17 protein-coding genes (1 of these 17 running past the window's edge) are annotated in these 14,808 nt (G+C 50.9%); 11 read left to right on the forward strand and 6 right to left on the reverse strand.

Translation table 11 applies throughout. The annotated features are described in order from the left end of the window. A protein-coding gene (locus TOLA_RS16925; RefSeq protein ID WP_015880008.1) for an RNA recognition motif domain-containing protein crosses the window boundary here: on the forward strand, positions 1 to 244 show its final stretch. It extends 314 nt beyond the left edge of the window; 244 of the gene's 558 nt are visible here — the last part of the coding sequence; its start codon lies off the left edge, out of view; the stop codon is at positions 242 to 244. Here the strand turns inward: TOLA_RS16925 and murI are convergent. The 4 genes from murI to TOLA_RS15270 are packed head-to-tail and all read right to left on the reverse strand — an operon-like array spanning position 230 to position 3,429. Then, complete coding sequence (murI, locus tag TOLA_RS15255) at positions 230 to 1,054, reverse strand: glutamate racemase (RefSeq protein ID WP_015880009.1); 825 nt, start codon at positions 1,052 to 1,054, stop codon at positions 230 to 232. The two genes, TOLA_RS16925 and murI, sit on opposite strands and share 15 nt — an antisense overlap. A gap of 38 nt (positions 1,055 to 1,092) precedes the next feature. Continuing rightward, complete coding sequence (locus TOLA_RS15260; RefSeq protein ID WP_015880010.1) at positions 1,093 to 2,073, reverse strand: serine/threonine protein kinase; 981 nt, start codon at positions 2,071 to 2,073, stop codon at positions 1,093 to 1,095. A gap of 7 nt (positions 2,074 to 2,080) precedes the next feature. After that, entirely contained in the window at positions 2,081 to 2,347 is a 267-nt protein-coding gene (locus tag TOLA_RS15265) for a YihD family protein (RefSeq protein WP_015880011.1), read from the reverse strand. A gap of 50 nt (positions 2,348 to 2,397) precedes the next feature. Further along, the gene (locus TOLA_RS15270) at positions 2,398 to 3,429 is read right to left on the reverse strand and encodes a phytoene/squalene synthase family protein (protein WP_015880012.1); all 1,032 of its coding nucleotides are present in this window, start codon (positions 3,427 to 3,429) and stop codon (positions 2,398 to 2,400) included. 121 nt (positions 3,430 to 3,550) lie between these two features. Between TOLA_RS15270 and ubiD the strand changes: the two genes are divergently transcribed. Further along, entirely contained in the window at positions 3,551 to 5,020 is a 1,470-nt protein-coding gene (ubiD, locus tag TOLA_RS15275; RefSeq protein ID WP_015880013.1) for a 4-hydroxy-3-polyprenylbenzoate decarboxylase, read from the forward strand. Positions 5,021 to 5,061: 41 nt separating this feature from the next. Further along, positions 5,062 to 5,760, forward strand: coding sequence for an NAD(P)H-flavin reductase (fre, locus tag TOLA_RS15280; RefSeq protein ID WP_015880014.1), 699 nt, complete (start codon positions 5,062 to 5,064; stop codon positions 5,758 to 5,760). A 58-nt stretch (positions 5,761 to 5,818) separates the two neighbouring features. Here the strand turns inward: fre and ubiK are convergent, their stop codons facing one another. Together ubiK and recQ are read right to left on the reverse strand one after the other, a co-directional pair. After that, positions 5,819 to 6,073, reverse strand: coding sequence for a ubiquinone biosynthesis accessory factor UbiK (gene ubiK / locus TOLA_RS15285; RefSeq protein ID WP_015880015.1), 255 nt, complete (start codon positions 6,071 to 6,073; stop codon positions 5,819 to 5,821). Positions 6,074 to 6,126: 53 nt separating this feature from the next. Continuing rightward, positions 6,127 to 7,959: a DNA helicase RecQ gene (gene recQ, locus TOLA_RS15290; protein WP_041609955.1), complete on the reverse strand. Its 1,833-nt coding sequence runs from the start codon at positions 7,957 to 7,959 to the stop codon at positions 6,127 to 6,129. A 245-nt stretch (positions 7,960 to 8,204) separates the two neighbouring features. Here recQ and TOLA_RS15295 point away from each other — a divergent pair, with 245 nt between their 5' ends. The 8 genes from TOLA_RS15295 to TOLA_RS15330 all read left to right on the forward strand — a co-directional run bounded on the left by TOLA_RS15295 (position 8,205) and on the right by TOLA_RS15330 (position 14,791). Then, positions 8,205 to 8,738 (forward strand): AbiTii domain-containing protein, encoded by a 534-nt coding sequence (locus TOLA_RS15295; RefSeq protein WP_015880017.1) that lies wholly within the window; start codon positions 8,205 to 8,207, stop codon positions 8,736 to 8,738. Between the two features lie 123 nt (positions 8,739 to 8,861). Beyond that, positions 8,862 to 9,740 (forward strand): EamA family transporter RarD, encoded by an 879-nt coding sequence (gene rarD, locus TOLA_RS15300; RefSeq protein ID WP_015880018.1) that lies wholly within the window; start codon positions 8,862 to 8,864, stop codon positions 9,738 to 9,740. 143 nt (positions 9,741 to 9,883) lie between these two features. Beyond that, positions 9,884 to 10,189: a PTS sugar transporter subunit IIB gene (locus TOLA_RS15305; protein WP_015880019.1), complete on the forward strand. Its 306-nt coding sequence runs from the start codon at positions 9,884 to 9,886 to the stop codon at positions 10,187 to 10,189. A gap of 64 nt (positions 10,190 to 10,253) precedes the next feature. Beyond that, a complete protein-coding gene (locus TOLA_RS15310; RefSeq protein ID WP_015880020.1) occupies positions 10,254 to 11,558 on the forward strand; it encodes a PTS cellobiose transporter subunit IIC in 1,305 nt (434 codons plus the stop codon). A gap of 28 nt (positions 11,559 to 11,586) precedes the next feature. Beyond that, the gene (locus TOLA_RS15315) at positions 11,587 to 11,922 is read left to right on the forward strand and encodes a PTS lactose/cellobiose transporter subunit IIA (RefSeq protein ID WP_015880021.1); all 336 of its coding nucleotides are present in this window, start codon (positions 11,587 to 11,589) and stop codon (positions 11,920 to 11,922) included. Between the two features lies 1 nt (position 11,923). Then, entirely contained in the window at positions 11,924 to 13,327 is a 1,404-nt protein-coding gene (locus TOLA_RS15320) for a GH1 family beta-glucosidase (protein ID WP_015880022.1), read from the forward strand. 57 nt (positions 13,328 to 13,384) lie between these two features. Further along, positions 13,385 to 13,645 (forward strand): SemiSWEET family sugar transporter, encoded by a 261-nt coding sequence (locus TOLA_RS15325; RefSeq protein ID WP_015880023.1) that lies wholly within the window; start codon positions 13,385 to 13,387, stop codon positions 13,643 to 13,645. A 123-nt stretch (positions 13,646 to 13,768) separates the two neighbouring features. Further along, positions 13,769 to 14,791 (forward strand): LacI family DNA-binding transcriptional regulator, encoded by a 1,023-nt coding sequence (locus TOLA_RS15330; RefSeq protein ID WP_015880024.1) that lies wholly within the window; start codon positions 13,769 to 13,771, stop codon positions 14,789 to 14,791. The last annotated feature ends 17 nt before the right edge of the window (positions 14,792 to 14,808 follow it).

Below are 14,808 nucleotides of genomic sequence, written 5' to 3' on the forward strand. Positions count from 1 at the left end.
AGCAATCCGTAAGTTATTCGCGGAATATGGCCTGGTGCTGTCAGTGCGGTTGGTCAAGGATCGGGATACAGGAAAACGTCGCGGGTATGGTTTTGTCGAGATGCCAGCTGATGCTGCAGATGCCGCTATAGCTGCACTGAATGAAACGGAATACCTGCAACGTACTTTGAAAGTACGTGAAGCGAATGAAAAGAAAGAATTGCTGAAATCAGAAGACGATAGTTCGGACTCAGCAGAACTCTAATAGCTGTAAAGAGTGGAAGCCGTATTCGACAAGAATGCGGCTTTTTTTATGCGCGTCCGGATCCAGCAACGTGCAGAACGCCTGACCAGCGGTATCGGTCACGTCTGATGCGATTTTACCTTGTAATAAAGCCGCGACACGTTTCGCGATAGCGGCACCGGAATCCACCAGTTGAATACCCGGCATGATGCGGCAGATCTCTTCTTTTAACAGAGGGAAATGTGTACATCCCAGAACCAGCGTATCCGGCGGCATTGCGTGAGTCAGCAGCGGCTGCAGCGCCAGATGAATTGCCTGTTCATCCACATCATAACCAGCCATTTTTCTTTCCGCCTGTACGACTAACTCGGTAACACCTAATTTCAGCACCTGGCAGTGGGTGGCAAATTGCGCGATGAGCTGCGATGTATAAGGACGCTGAACTGTCGCCGGAGTCGCTAATAAGCCGATACTGCCATTCCGGGTCAGCGCTGCGGCAGGCTTGATCGCCGGAACAACACCTACGACAGGAATCGCGAGCCGTTCACGCAATGCAGGTAAAACAATAGTGCTGGCCGTATTACAGGCAATGACGACCAAGTCGATTTGTCGTTCTGAAACCAGATGTTCAATCAGCAGACAACAGCGGGCGGTAATTATATGTTCCGGTTGTTCACCGTAGGGAAAGAAGGCGTTATCAAAGACATAATCATAACGGTGTCCGGGCAAACGACGGCGGACTTCCTGGTAAATGGACAGTCCACCCATACCTGAATCAAAAAGCAGTATGTTCACGTTGATTCTCACCCTGATAACGACGGGCAGGATCATACTCCCTTCCACCGCGAACGTCATCGGGGCAATAACGGCTAACAGTTATAGCTGGTAACCGGGACTGGCCGATCCAGTAATTTCGCTTGTTCAGTCAGTGCGCGGAATTGGTTATGCCAGTAATCACTGTGGTTAAACCACGGAAATGCCTGTGGGAATGCCGGGTCTTGCCAACGCCGGTGCAACCAGACCAGATAATTCAGCATCCGCAGGGTACGCAGCGGTTCGATAAAACTCAGCTGACGCTCATCAAATTCACAGAATTCTTCGTAGCCATCCAGAATGGTATAAATCTGCTGACGTTGTTCACGGGCATCGCCGGAAAGTAACATCCAGATATCCTGTATGGCGGGTCCCATGACACAGTCATCCAGATCCAGCAGCACGGGTGCATCGCGCCAGAGAATATTACCGGCATGACAATCACCATGCAGAGCCAGTTGCGGGACTGAAAACAGCTCATGTTCCTGTAATTGCAGTTGCAGCCGGGCAAGCAGTTCTTCCCATGGTAATTTTGTTTTTCCCCACGGCTTATATTGCAGCAGGTAGCTCACCGACGTAGTCAGACGATTAACTACGTCAAATGCCGGACGATGTTGCAGAACATAACCGGTGACGCTGGCATGCCAGCGCCCTAATGCCTGACCGACGGCTTCTAATTGCATCAAATTATCCAGCTCTACGGCCCGTCCGGCACGGTAAGGCCAGATTGCATAATAGAAGCCATCAATATAGTGCAGTGAATCGCTCTGAAACGATAATGGCGCGATGAGCGGTACATCATTGGCAACAAGATGCTGCGTCAGATGATGCTCTTCCTGCAGCTGTTGCTGGTTCCAGCGTTCCGGACGGTAAAATTTCACCACATACCGCTCACGATCTTCGGCCTGAAACAGATAGACGCGGTTTTCGTAACTGTTAAGGGGTGTTAATCCGGATTCGGGGTATAAACCTTGTGCCGCCAGAGCTGACAGGATCAACTCTGGGGTTAACGACTGGAACTGAAAGGATGATTGCATGTAAACCTTATTTGATAATGCCGCGGGCACGCAGGAGTGCTTCTTTAAAATCAGGCACCACGTCTTTAGCCAGACCCGGGATCATTTCGCTTTCGCCGCGGCTGCGCATTTTCAACTGATAGATCAGCGTGTCATCACTGATAGATTGCAGGGGTTCGGCATAACCGGCTTCGGTGGCAATTTTCTGCAGAAATTGCAGCAGATTCAGATCCTGCTCTTTCAGCCATTCGTCCTGTAGTAATTCCAGCAGTTCTTCAATGCGGTGACATTGCATGGTCATTCTCCTGATGCAGAAAAGTAGTATTCATGAGCTATGTTTCTAGCTTACCAACAACTCACGGTCCGGTATAGCTGCCGGTAACAACGCCGCTGGCAACCAAGCCCCCGCGCCCACCAGGCAAATAATAACCGCAGGCCGTGGTCATAACGACCGGTTAAGCGGCAACCGAGAATGACCCGACGCACATCTTTACGGGTAATTTTGACATTACTGCCATTAATATAGTCGTCAGAACGCTGAATTTTCTGCAACGTCAGCACGGCCATTCCCAGTGCCCACAGACAGAACTGGCGCAGGCCCTGCTCTTCTGCCGGCAATGCCAGTGTGTAATCCAATGCATCACGCAGATGGCCATTGGCAATGGCGACTAATTCTTTTCTGCTGGCAGTCAGCGTTTGCTTGTCTGTCGGCGGCCAGACAATTCCTTGTCTGATTAATGTCTGCGGCCACCAGCAGACACCGCGCCGGGCATCATCCCAGACATCTTTCAATATATTGGTCAGTTGTAAACCAAGCCCGAAGGATACAGATAACGCACGCAATTCTTCTTTGTTGGCCGACAAAGCAGGACGGTAAGCAATAAACAGCGCCGTCAGCATTTCACCGACTACACCAGCCACGGCATAACAATAGTGATCCAGCGCGGTTTGATCTTCCAGCCCCTGCGGAGAGGCCAGATACTGATAACGGGCCATGCCCCGGCTCATGATCTGGACACCACGCAGTAATATCTGCTGCACGTCATCCGGAAATTGCTGGTAATGCGCAATGACACTGACTGTCTGGGTAATCAGTTCCTGCTCAGCAAGCGATGTGCCGGAAGAAAGACGTGGCGACAGCTGTTCATGCAACTGATTAGCAGGTTGTGTTCCGGACAGCACATCCAGAAACAGCTGAATAAAACTGGCTTTTTCTTCACAGGAAAGTGCCGGTTCGTCCTCGATGGTATCCGCGATGCGGCATAACAGGTAGGCGTTCCCGACCCAGTCCGCCAGCGGGGCCGGCAACTGTGGAATAGTCAGTGCAAAGGTACGTGAAACTTTAGCCAGTAATTCGGCTTGCAGAGGTTCAGTCATCAGATCAATTCATGAGTTTTGCCGGCAAGCTGAAGTTTATCATCGATCCGGGTTGTCCGCAGCAAGCCAAACCGGCTAACTGTTCGTATAATCAAAACAGTTTTATTGACCGGTAACCCTTATGAAATACCGTGACTTACGTGATTTTATTCAATTGCTGGAGCAGCGTGGCCAGCTGAAGCGCATCAAACAGGAAATCGATCCTTATCTGGAAATGACGGAAATTGCCGACCGCACTTTGCGGGCACAGGGTCCGGCGCTGTTGTTTGAGAATCCGAAGGGTTCCCGCTATCCCGTGCTGGCAAACCTGTTCGGCACGCCACAACGGGTAGCCTGGGGCATGGGACAGGAGGATGTCAGCGCCCTGCGTGATGTCGGCGAATGGATGGCGATGCTGAAAGAACCGGAACCGCCGAAAGGATTGCGCGATCTGTTTGATAAACTGCCGCTGTTCAAGCAGATCCTGAATATGCCGGTGAAGCGGCTGAGCAAAGCACCGTGTCAGGACATTATTCTGACGGGTGACGACGTGGATCTGAATCAGCTGCCGGTCCAGCACTGCTGGCCGGGCGATGTGGCGCCCTTAGTCACCTGGGGTCTGACCATCACGAAAGGACCGTATAAAAAGCGGCAGAATCTCGGCATCTACCGGCAGCAACTGCTGGCAAAAAACAAGCTAATCATGCGCTGGCTGGATCATCGTGGCGGCGCTATCGATTTTCGTGAGTGGCAGGAAGCACATCCCGGTGAGCCATTTCCGGTCGTCGTGGCTATTGGTGCAGATCCGGCAACCATTTTAGGTGCGGTGACACCGGTGCCGGATACATTATCGGAATATGCATTTGCCGGATTATTACGTCAGAGCCGGACCGAAGTCGTCAAAGCCCTGAGTTGTGATCTCGATGTACCGGCCAGTGCCGAGATCGTACTGGAAGGTTATCTGATGCCGGGGGAAACCGCGCCGGAAGGGCCATATGGTGATCACACAGGTTATTACAATGAAGTGGATGATTTTTCGGTGTTTACCATCACCCACATGACGATGCGGAAAGATGCGATTTATCACAGCACCTATACCGGACGTCCGCCGGATGAGCCAGCCATGCTGGGTGTGGCACTGAATGAGGTCTTTGTGCCACTGGTACGCAAACAATTCCCGGAAATTGTCGATTTTTATCTGCCACCGGAAGGCTGCTCTTACCGCATGGCGGTGGTCACGATTAAAAAGCGTTATCCCGGCCATGCCAAGCGGGTCATGATGGGCGTATGGAGTTTCCTGCGCCAGTTTATGTATACCAAGTTTGTGATTGTTTGTGATGAAGATGTTAACGCGCGGGATTGGAATGACGTAATATGGGCTATCACTACACGCATGGATCCGGCCAGAGATACTACGCTTATAGAGCATACACCGATTGATTATCTGGACTTTGCTTCACCGGTTGCAGGTTTAGGTTCGAAGATGGGACTGGATGCAACCAATAAGTGGCCGGGAGAAACGCAGCGCGAATGGGGTACTCCCATTCATATGGATGAGGCGGTCAAACGCCGTGTTGATGAACTCTGGGATTCGCTGGGTATTTTCGACTAAATACCTGCGTATCCGAAAGAACCGTTATGACGAGGAATGTTATGCTACGCACTGTCTGTCATCTGGAAACCCTGCATGAATGCGCGGAACATATCTGGCATGTCCGTCTGATCCCGGAACAGCAGATTGCCTATAAACCAGGGCAATATCTGCAGGTGATCATGGGCGAGAAAGATAAACGTTCATTTTCAATTGCCAGCTCGCCTACCCGGGGCAATGTGCTGGAACTGCAGATTGGCGCCACACCGGGGAACCCGTATCCGGGGCAGGTGCTGGAAGCATTACGCACGAATGGCAAAATCGATATTGAAATGCCATTGGGTAATGCGTATCTGCGCGAACACAGTGACCGCCCGATCCTGCTGATTGCCGGCGGCACAGGTTACAGTTATGCCCGTTCAATTCTGCAGTATCTGGTCGATCATCAGATGCCCCGCCGTACTTATCTTTATTGGGGTGTGCGGAAAGCCGATCAGCTGTATGAAGGGGAAGAAGTTTTAAACTGGGCGAGCGAATTTAAGAATCTGACTTTTGTGCCGGTTGTCCAGTTCCCGGATGATGACTGGCTGGGCCGTGCAGGATTAGTGCATGAAGCGGTATTGAGCGACTTCCACTCTTTCAGCCAGTTTGATATCTATGTCGCTGGCCGCTTTGAAATGGCTGCGGTAGTGCGGGACGCTTTGCGTCATCGCGACGTGCAGGAAGAGCAGTTGTTCGGGGATGCGTTTAACTTCATTTAAAATGACAGGCGGAGCTCAGTGCTGAGTTCCGCCCGCTGATTCTGTCCTGCTGCTGCGATTAACCGCGTTCTGACAGCTGTTTTTCCAGCTGCTGCAGTTTATCTTCCAGTGCCTGCAATTTTTCACGGGTGCGCAGCAGTACTTTGGTCTGCACATCAAACTCTTCGCGGCTCACCAGATCCAGTTTCATTAACTGTGCCTGAATCACCTGTTTGACTTTTTTGTCCACTTCTTCGCCCACGCTTTTCAGCCCCGGCGGCAATGCGGCCTGAATAGTGCGCGCCATCTCTTCAATTTTGTTCGGATTGATCATGCTGTTCTCCTCTGCACAGGGCGATTTTGCCGCAGGACGCAGTAACTTACCAGCTACAGTTCAGCATGTTCACGGATGCATTCCAGAAATACCTCACCGAAGCGTTCTAACTTACGGTAACCCACGCCATTGATGGTCAGCATCTCGGATTCAGTGGTCGGTCTGAATTGAGCCAACTCCAGCAAAGTCGCATCGTTAAATACCACATACGGTGGAATGCCCTCTTCCTCGGCCAGCTGTTTCCGCAGTTTGCGTAATTCACGGAACAGCGCCGCATCTTCCCCTTGTGCCAGTTCCAGTTCGCGGCGGCGTAGCTTCTTCGCCGATAACAACTCGGTACGGGGAACCGCAAGCTCTAAAGCCTGTTCACCACGCAAGATGGGGCGCGCCGCTTCCGTGAGTTGCAGCACCAGATGCCGGGTGATGTTCTGTACCAGCAACCCTTTATGGATCAGCTGACGCAGCACGGATACCCAGTATTCATGGGATTGTTCTTTCCCGATCCCATACGTAGAGAGTTTGTCGTGTCCCAGTTCGCGGATCCGCTGACTCTGTGCACCACGCAGTATTTCGATCACATGCCCCATGCCGTACCGCTGTCCGACCCGGTAAACACAGGACAGTGCTTTCTGCGCATCTTCGGTGCCGTCATAAGTTTTCGGTGGATCAAGACAGATATCGCAGTTGCCACAAGGTTCGGCATGGTATTCGCCAAAGTAGTTCAGCAATACCTGACGCCGGCAGGTTTGTGCCTCGGCAAACGCAGACATCAGATTCAGCTTGAAGATTTCGACCTGCCGCTGTTCGGCATTCTCGTTTTTTTCCAGCAATCCTCTGACACGTTCAATATCTGCCGGATCAAACAGTAATAATGCTTCTGCCGGCAGACCATCACGACCGGCCCGACCGGTTTCCTGATAGTAGGATTCGATATTTTTCGGGATATCGTAATGCACCACAAACCGCACGTTGGGTTTGTCGATCCCCATCCCAAAGGCCACGGTGGCGACCACAATATCCAGATCATCGCGGATAAACGCATCCTGCACCCGGGCCCGTTCATCTGCCGGTAATCCGGCGTGATAACAGGCGGCGCGGTAATTGCGGACCTTCAGTATATCAGCCACTTCCTCGGTACGTTTACGGCTGGTGCAATAGACGATACCGCACTGCCCGGCCTGTTTTTGTACGTAATGCAGTAACTGCTCGGAGGGTTTAAACTTTTCGACCAGTGTGTAACGGATATTAGGCCGGTCGAAACTGGCCAGATGTACCAATGGTTCATGCAAACCTAAGCGGTTGAGAATATCCAGGCGGGTCGCATCATCCGCCGTCGCCGTCAGCGCGGCGATGGGTACCTGCGGGAAGAGTTGTTTCAGTCTTCCCAATTCAGCATATTCCGGGCGGAAATCATGCCCCCACTGCGAGATACAGTGCGCTTCATCAATGGCAATCAGCGCCAGCGGGATATCCTGCAATCGCGCCAGAAAATCCGGCAGCAAGATACGCTCCGGCGCCACATACAGCAGTTTCAGATCGCCACGCCAGAGCTGACTGTAAACTTCCAGCAACTCGTCACGTGCCAGCCCGGAATGTAAACCAGCCGCGGCGACACCATTTGCCCGCAGCGCATCGACCTGATCTTTGATCAACGCAATCAGTGGCGAAACCACAATCGCCAGACCGGGGCGCACCAGGGCCGGAATTTGATAGCACAACGATTTTCCGCCACCGGTGGGCATGATCGCCAGCACATCGTGTCCGGAAACTAATTGCGCAATTACCGCATCTTGTCCCGGACGAAATGCCTGATAGCCGAAAACCTCCCGCAGCACGTCTAACGGCTGAGGATACGGATGTGACTGCACGGAGAAAGTATCCTGCATGGCGGAATCAGAAATCATACTGACATTCTAATTAACAACGGCGCTCAGTGATACAGGCAGGTGAGCCGGAACCTAAAATCAAGCCGTTATCTTGCATATAATTTCCGAACAAAAATCGCTCACTTCTTATACTTATTTGTAACTATACGTAACAGTTTTATTTCGAATAGAATTGATATGCGTCAATTTCTGCTCCGGCATTGATAGCTATTGCGTTCCATACTATGAGCAGGGAGGAGTGAGCTATGGGCCAGAAAGCACAAATCCGCAGTGATGAGTTGCTGCGTCAGTTAGAACACTTGCGGCATACCGCGCAAGATCCAAGCCTTTTGCTCTGGTTGCAACGGGAGCTGGAAGGTTATGACGTAAATGATGAACTGCCGTGGTATCGCATCATGGAATGCCGCCAACGTGGTTTATTCATGCAGCATGGCACTGCACATCAGCATACCTGTCAGATCAATGAGAAATGCCTGTGTCAGCGAGATATGGAGCAGGTACGCTTTTTACTGGTTCGTGGACCGCTCGCCAGCTATCTGGATTGCCATACTTCCACGCTGGAACGCTGGCCGGATACGCTGTTACTGGAATACAGTAAGCATCTGATCCCGGAACATGTTTGTTTATATGCCTGGAAAGAGCCGATTGACTCGGTACGGGAGCATCTGTTGCTGGGTATCAGCAGCTTACTGAAACAGTATGTTCCATCGATGCATCGTGAGATGGAAAATCCAAACCGGACCCTGCGTTCGATACAACATCGCCACTGGTCGGTTTGATTTTTCTTCACCTGAAATCTGACAACAAATAATTACTTAACTGCTGAATTGCAGTGGCCAGTTCCATGATATACCTGCCTGTGGTATATGCTTGACTCTCATCTTCTTTTTCCGTCATTTGCTATGAAATCATCGACCAAAGGGATGCTGTATGCCCTTACTGCATTTCTGATCTGGGGTATCGCACCGCTTTATTTCAAACATATCGGCTTTGTCCCGGCCGAGGAAATTGTCACACACCGTATTATCTGGTCCTGTCTGTTTCTGATCCTGCTGGTGTGGTGGACTAAAACCGGCCGGCAGGTAGTGACGGTATTCCGGCATCCCCGCTATCTGGCTCTGCTTACCGCCACAGCACTGCTGATTGCCGGCAACTGGCTGTTGTTTATCTGGGCGATCAATCATGATCATATGCTGGAATCCAGCCTCGGTTATTTCATTAATCCGCTGCTGAATATTCTGCTGGGGATGCTGTTTTTAGGTGAACGCCTGCGCTTCTGGCAGTGGCTCGCGGTCGCTCTGGCTGTCTCGGGTGTTTTATTACAAATCGTGACTCTGGGGGTATTCCCATGGATCGCATTATCTCTGGCCAGCAGTTTTGCGGTTTACGGATTGATCAGGAAAAAAATCGCGGTGGATTCACTCACTGGTTTGCTGGTCGAAACCGTGATGTTAACACCTGTGGCGGTCTGGTATCTGTTCTGGCATGCAGATAGCGCCACTAGTCAGCTGACGCAGAACGCTTTGTCTCTGAACCTCTGGCTGATTGCGGCCGGGATCATTACCACCGTCCCCCTGCTCTGCTTTACTGCGGGCGCAAAACGTCTGCGTCTTTCCACCATTGGCTTCTTTCAGTATCTCGGCCCCAGCCTGATGTTTATCTTTGCCATCACGCTCTATCACGAACCGATCGTCTGGCAAAAGTGGCTGACCTTTGCATTGATCTGGTCGGCACTGGTGATTTTCAGCTGGGAAGCGCTGCGCTTTAACCGCCAAAACTAAGCCCTGATCACGATCCTGATCAGTAAGTAATCAGATTTTGCGAAGCCCATCATACATTCTGTAACCGGTTGCTGTAACCGGTTACACATCTTCCTATAATCTCTTCCGACACACACCATAAGGGAACTTTGGAGAGTTTAACCATGAAGAAAATATTTCTCTGCTGTGCTGCCGGTATGTCTACCAGCATGGTTGTAAACAAAATGAAGCAGGCTGCTACTCAGAAAGGTGTAGAAGCGGAAATCATCGCTGTTGCAATGGAAGAATTCGATACCACGCTGCCAAAATATGACTGCTGTCTGTTAGGGCCGCAAATCAAATACAAGTTCGAAGAATTCAAGAAAAAAGCGGAAGCCGCAGGCAAACCGATCGCTGTGATTAACAGCATGGATTACGGCATGATGCGTGGCGACAAGATCCTCGCTGATGCACTGGCCATGATGGCTTAAAAATAAGACGGCGTAATAAGTTGTAGCCCCTTTCTAACAACTCACTGTCTCTGGGAGACAAGTTATGTCTAATGCATTTTTTGATTTTATCGAAAACAAAATCAGCCCTATAGCAGCCCGGGCTGGTACCCAACGTCACATCATGGCGGTTCGTGACGGTTTTATCGGTGCGATGCCTTTCATGATTGTAGGCTCGTTCCTGCTGGTGTTTGCCTTCCCACCTTTCTCGCCTGATACCACCTTTACCCTGGGTCAATGGTGGCTGGCGATGTCGAAGAACTATTTCAATGAAATCATGACACCATTCAATATGTCGATGGGGATCATGGCCTGTTATATCAGTGCGGGGATTGCGTATAACCTGGCACAAAGCTACAAAATCGATGCCTTCCCATGTGCCATGTTGTCACTGATGACGTTCCTGCTGATTGCGGCACCGATGAAAGACGGTACGCTGCCGGCGAATTTCCTGGGTGGTACCGGTATTTTCACGACCATCATTGTCGGCATCTATGTTACTGAGCTGATGCGTTTCCTGAAGATCCGCAACATCGGCATCAAACTGCCGGAACAGGTACCGGAAAAAATCCGTCAGTCGTTCAACCTGCTGATCCCGGCACTGATTGTGATCCTGACCATTTACCCGCTGAACCTGTTTATCCAGCATCAGTTTGGCATGATCCTGCCTGACGCAATCATGGCTATCTTCAAACCATTGATTTCTGCAGCTGACTCTCTGCCTGCCATCCTGCTGGCGGTGTTCCTGGCACACATCCTGTGGTTTGCCGGTATCCACGGTGCCGCGATCGTCGGTGGTATTCTGCAACCTTTCTTCCTGGTAAACCTGGGTCTGAACCAGGCGGCACTGGCGGCTGGCCAACCACTGCCTCACACCTTTGTTGAGCCTTTCTGGAGCTTCTTCATCGTATTGGGTGGTTCTGGTGCGACTTTAGGTCTGGTACTGCTCTACATGCGCAGTAAATCAGCGCACCTGCGTTCAATCGGTAAACTGGGTATCGTTCCTGCCTGCTTTAACATCAACGAGCCGGTGATTTTCGGTAGCCCAATCGTGATGAACCCTGTGCTGTTCTTCCCGTTCATCGTGGCACCAATGGTTAACGCGACCATTGCTTACACCGCAGCTACTACTGACCTGATCGGCAAAGTGATCTCGCTGGTACCGTGGACTGCGCCTGCACCAATCGGTGCTGCATGGGGCGCCGGCTGGCAGATGGGTAATGGTTTGCTGGTTATCGGTCTGATTGTGCTTGACCTGCTGATCTACCTGCCATTCTTCAAAGTGTATGAAAAACAACTGCTGGCTCAGGAAGCTGAGAACGAAGCAGAAATGAACGCGCAGACCGCTTAATTAACGAATAAGAATAGGAAATTTGGCAATGAATGAAGAAGCTGAATTCAATCTGGAATCCACCGTCATGGAACTGATCATCAATGCAGGCGAAGCGCGCAGCTTCGCCATGCAGGCCCTGCGTGCTGCCAAACAGCACAACTGGTCTCAGGTTGATGTGTTACTGACGCAAGCGTCTCAAGCCTCCAAACGTGCCCATGATGTACAAACCATGCTGATTGGGCTCGATGAAGGCACTGGAAAAATCCCGGTTAACCTGATCATGGTGCATGCACAAGACCACATCATGACCTCGATGCTGGCTCGCGAGATGATTGAAGAGCTGATCGAAGTACACAAACTGTTAAGCAAGGATGAAAAATAACATGAGTGTATTTCCAAAAGATTTCCTGTGGGGTGCGGCGACCGCATCCTATCAGGTAGAAGGCGCTCATGATGCCGATGGGAAAGGGTTGTCTAACTGGGATGTGTATTCCCACTTACCCGGCACCACTTACATGGGCACGAACGGTGACGTCGCCGCCGATCATTACCACCGCTTTAAAGAAGACGTGGCGCTGATGGCCGAGCTGGGCATGAAGAGCTACCGCTTCTCCGTTTCATGGCCACGTCTGTTCCCGAAAGGCCGTGGTGAAGTCAATGAAGCCGGCGTGAAATTCTACAGCGATCTGATCGACGAATTATTGAAATACGGCATCGAACCGATGCTGACCATGTACCACTGGGATCTGCCACAAGCGCTGCAAGATGAAATCGGCGGCTGGGAATCCCGTGAAATTATTGATGCATTTGAAGGCTATGCGCGTCTGCTGTATGAACGTTATGGCGACCGCGTAAAACTGTGGGCAACCTTCAACGAAACTATCGTCTTCACCGGTTTGGGTTATCTGACCGGCATGCATCCGCCGGGAGTGAAAGATCCGAAACGCGCCATTCAGGCTTGTCACCATGTGTTCATCGCCCATGCCCGTGCCGTGGAAACCTTCCGCAAAATGGGCGTGCAGGGTCAGATTGGGTTTGTGAACGTGCTGCAACCAAACGACCCGATCACCAACAGTGCGGAAGATGTGAAAGCCTGTGAACTGGCCGAAGCCTGTTTCACCCACTGGTTCTATGATCCGGTACTGAAAGGTGAGTATCCGGCGGAACTGCTGGCGATGGCACAAACTGCGCTGGGCGTGCCGGTGTTTGCACCGGGCGATGCCGAGCTGATGAAAAACAACATCTGTGATTTCATCGGGGTGAACTACTACAAACGCGAAATGATCGCCGCCAATTACGATGTCGATGGTTTCGAGATGAATACCTCTGGCCAGAAAGGTTCCGGTAAAGAACTGGGCTGGAAAGGGTTATTCAAGCTGGTGCGTAACCCGAACGGCCGTTACACCGACTGGGATTGGGAAATTTATCCGGAAGGTTTGACTGACGCTATCATGCGTATCAACAAACGCTACGGCAATGTCCCTATCTACATCACCGAAAACGGCCTGGGCGCGAAAGACCCAATCGTAAACGGTGAAGTGCTGGATCAGCCACGTATTGATTATTTACGTGAGCACATTCAAGCAACTGGCGAAGCAATCAAGCTTGGTGCCGATGTTCGCGGTTATTATCCATGGTCATTCATCGACCTGCTGTCATGGCTGAATGGTTACCAGAAACAATACGGCTTCGTTTACATCGATCAGGAAAATAATCTGGCACGTAAGAAGAAACTGAGTTTTGGCTGGTATCAGAAAGTAATCAGCAGTAACGGCGAAGAGCTGTAATAAACCATCCCCTCTCGCTGAGAGGGGATATTATTTGTTTCCGGGATTATGTTACTCATGGACACTTCACTGGTTGAATTGCTGGGTATGACTGCTGGTTGTCTGACAACGGGTTCGTTTATTCCACAAGCTATCAAGATTATGCGAACCCGCGATGTCTCCGGTATTTCACTGTTAATGTATATTGCACTGGCTGTTGGTCTGATGTTGTGGCTGTTGTACGGCATCATTAACGGACAAATTTCAATTATCGCGGCTAATGGCGTGACATTAGCGCTGGTGCTGATCATTCTCGTTATGAAAATTCGCTATCGTTAGTCCTCTTTGTAATTGTTATTGCGACAAACGGCAGCATTCCTTGCGATAGCCAGCATCAACACTGATAATTCGGGCTTTGAGCAATATCTTGCTCACCCGATGTAGTTTTAGGGGATTGATAATATGGCGACAATAACTGATGTCTGCCGCCTGGCTGGCGTATCAAAAGCGACGGTATCCCGTGTGCTGAATAATACCGGTCAGGTAAAAGAAAGTACGCGTGCGCAAGTGCATAAAGCCATACAAGAACTGAACTACCGGCCAAATGGTCTGGCGCAGGCGCTGGCAACTCAGCGTTCCAATACCATTGGTCTGATCCTGTCTGACTTCAACGGCAACTTCTTTGGTGACCTGATGCAGCAAGCGACTAAAAGCGCGGAGCTGGCAGGGAAACACCTGATCGTCACCGATGGACACGATAATCCGGAACGTGAAATTGCTGCCATCAACATGCTGGTTGATCGTTGTTGCGATGCCATCGTGCTGTACAGCCGGTTTATTCCGGAAGAAAAACTGATGGAGATCATTGATGAATTACCGATCCCGTTAGTGGTCATGAACCGTCAGTTGCCGAAAGCACCCGATCGCTGCGTGGTGTTTGCCCAGCGTGAAGCTGCCCATGCTGCAGTCACACATCTGCTGGAACTGGGTCATCGTGAGATTGCCTGTATTACCGCCCGTATGCAGACACCGACGGCTCAGGCGCGTCTGCAAGGTTACCGGGATGCGCTGGCTGATTATGGTATTCAATATAATCCGAATCTGGTGGCGCATGGTCAGAACCTGATCCCCAGTGGTTACACGGCTTGCCGGGAACTGCTGGATAATGGCGGTTCCTTCAGCGCATTGTTCTGCTGTACCGATAACATGGCCGAAGGCGCTTACCGTGCATTGAATGAAGCCGGGCTGAAAATTCCGGATGATGTCTCGATATTCGGTTTTGATAACGACATGATGGCCGCGTTCATGACACCATCATTATCGACGGTGAAAATCCCGGTTATTGAGATGACCAAAACCGCAATCGATCAGGTCATCCGGCTGGTCAACGGTGAAGATGCATTTGCCATCCCAACCTTTCATGGCGAATTAATGCTGCGTGAATCGGCGATACCGTTTAAAGAAGAAAATTTAAGAGCCTCTTAAGAGGCTCTTCTCATAGT

Origin of the sequence: Tolumonas auensis DSM 9187 (assembly GCF_000023065.1) — a bacterium.
Lineage (GTDB): Bacteria > Pseudomonadota > Gammaproteobacteria > Enterobacterales > Aeromonadaceae > Tolumonas > Tolumonas auensis.

Coding starts and splice junctions, on each gene's coding strand:
- TOLA_RS15295 (WP_015880017.1), top strand. CDS start 8,205: ATGGGCCAGAAAGCACAAATCCGCAGTGATGAGTTGCTGCGTCAGTTA.
- TOLA_RS15310 (WP_015880020.1), top strand. CDS start 10,254: ATGTCTAATGCATTTTTTGATTTTATCGAAAACAAAATCAGCCCTATA.
- TOLA_RS15270 (WP_015880012.1), bottom strand. CDS start 3,429: ATGACTGAACCTCTGCAAGCCGAATTACTGGCTAAAGTTTCACGTACC.
- TOLA_RS15325 (WP_015880023.1), top strand. CDS start 13,385: ATGGACACTTCACTGGTTGAATTGCTGGGTATGACTGCTGGTTGTCTG.
- TOLA_RS15330 (WP_015880024.1), top strand. CDS start 13,769: ATGGCGACAATAACTGATGTCTGCCGCCTGGCTGGCGTATCAAAAGCG.
- recQ (WP_041609955.1), bottom strand. CDS start 7,959: ATGCAGGATACTTTCTCCGTGCAGTCACATCCGTATCCTCAGCCGTTA.
- rarD (WP_015880018.1), top strand. CDS start 8,862: ATGAAATCATCGACCAAAGGGATGCTGTATGCCCTTACTGCATTTCTG.
- ubiK (WP_015880015.1), bottom strand. CDS start 6,073: ATGATCAATCCGAACAAAATTGAAGAGATGGCGCGCACTATTCAGGCC.
- TOLA_RS15265 (WP_015880011.1), bottom strand. CDS start 2,347: ATGCAATGTCACCGCATTGAAGAACTGCTGGAATTACTACAGGACGAA.
- TOLA_RS15260 (WP_015880010.1), bottom strand. CDS start 2,073: ATGCAATCATCCTTTCAGTTCCAGTCGTTAACCCCAGAGTTGATCCTG.
- ubiD (WP_015880013.1), top strand. CDS start 3,551: ATGAAATACCGTGACTTACGTGATTTTATTCAATTGCTGGAGCAGCGT.
- fre (WP_015880014.1), top strand. CDS start 5,062: ATGCTACGCACTGTCTGTCATCTGGAAACCCTGCATGAATGCGCGGAA.
- TOLA_RS15315 (WP_015880021.1), top strand. CDS start 11,587: ATGAATGAAGAAGCTGAATTCAATCTGGAATCCACCGTCATGGAACTG.
- murI (WP_015880009.1), bottom strand. CDS start 1,054: ATGATCCTGCCCGTCGTTATCAGGGTGAGAATCAACGTGAACATACTG.
- TOLA_RS15320 (WP_015880022.1), top strand. CDS start 11,924: ATGAGTGTATTTCCAAAAGATTTCCTGTGGGGTGCGGCGACCGCATCC.
- TOLA_RS15305 (WP_015880019.1), top strand. CDS start 9,884: ATGAAGAAAATATTTCTCTGCTGTGCTGCCGGTATGTCTACCAGCATG.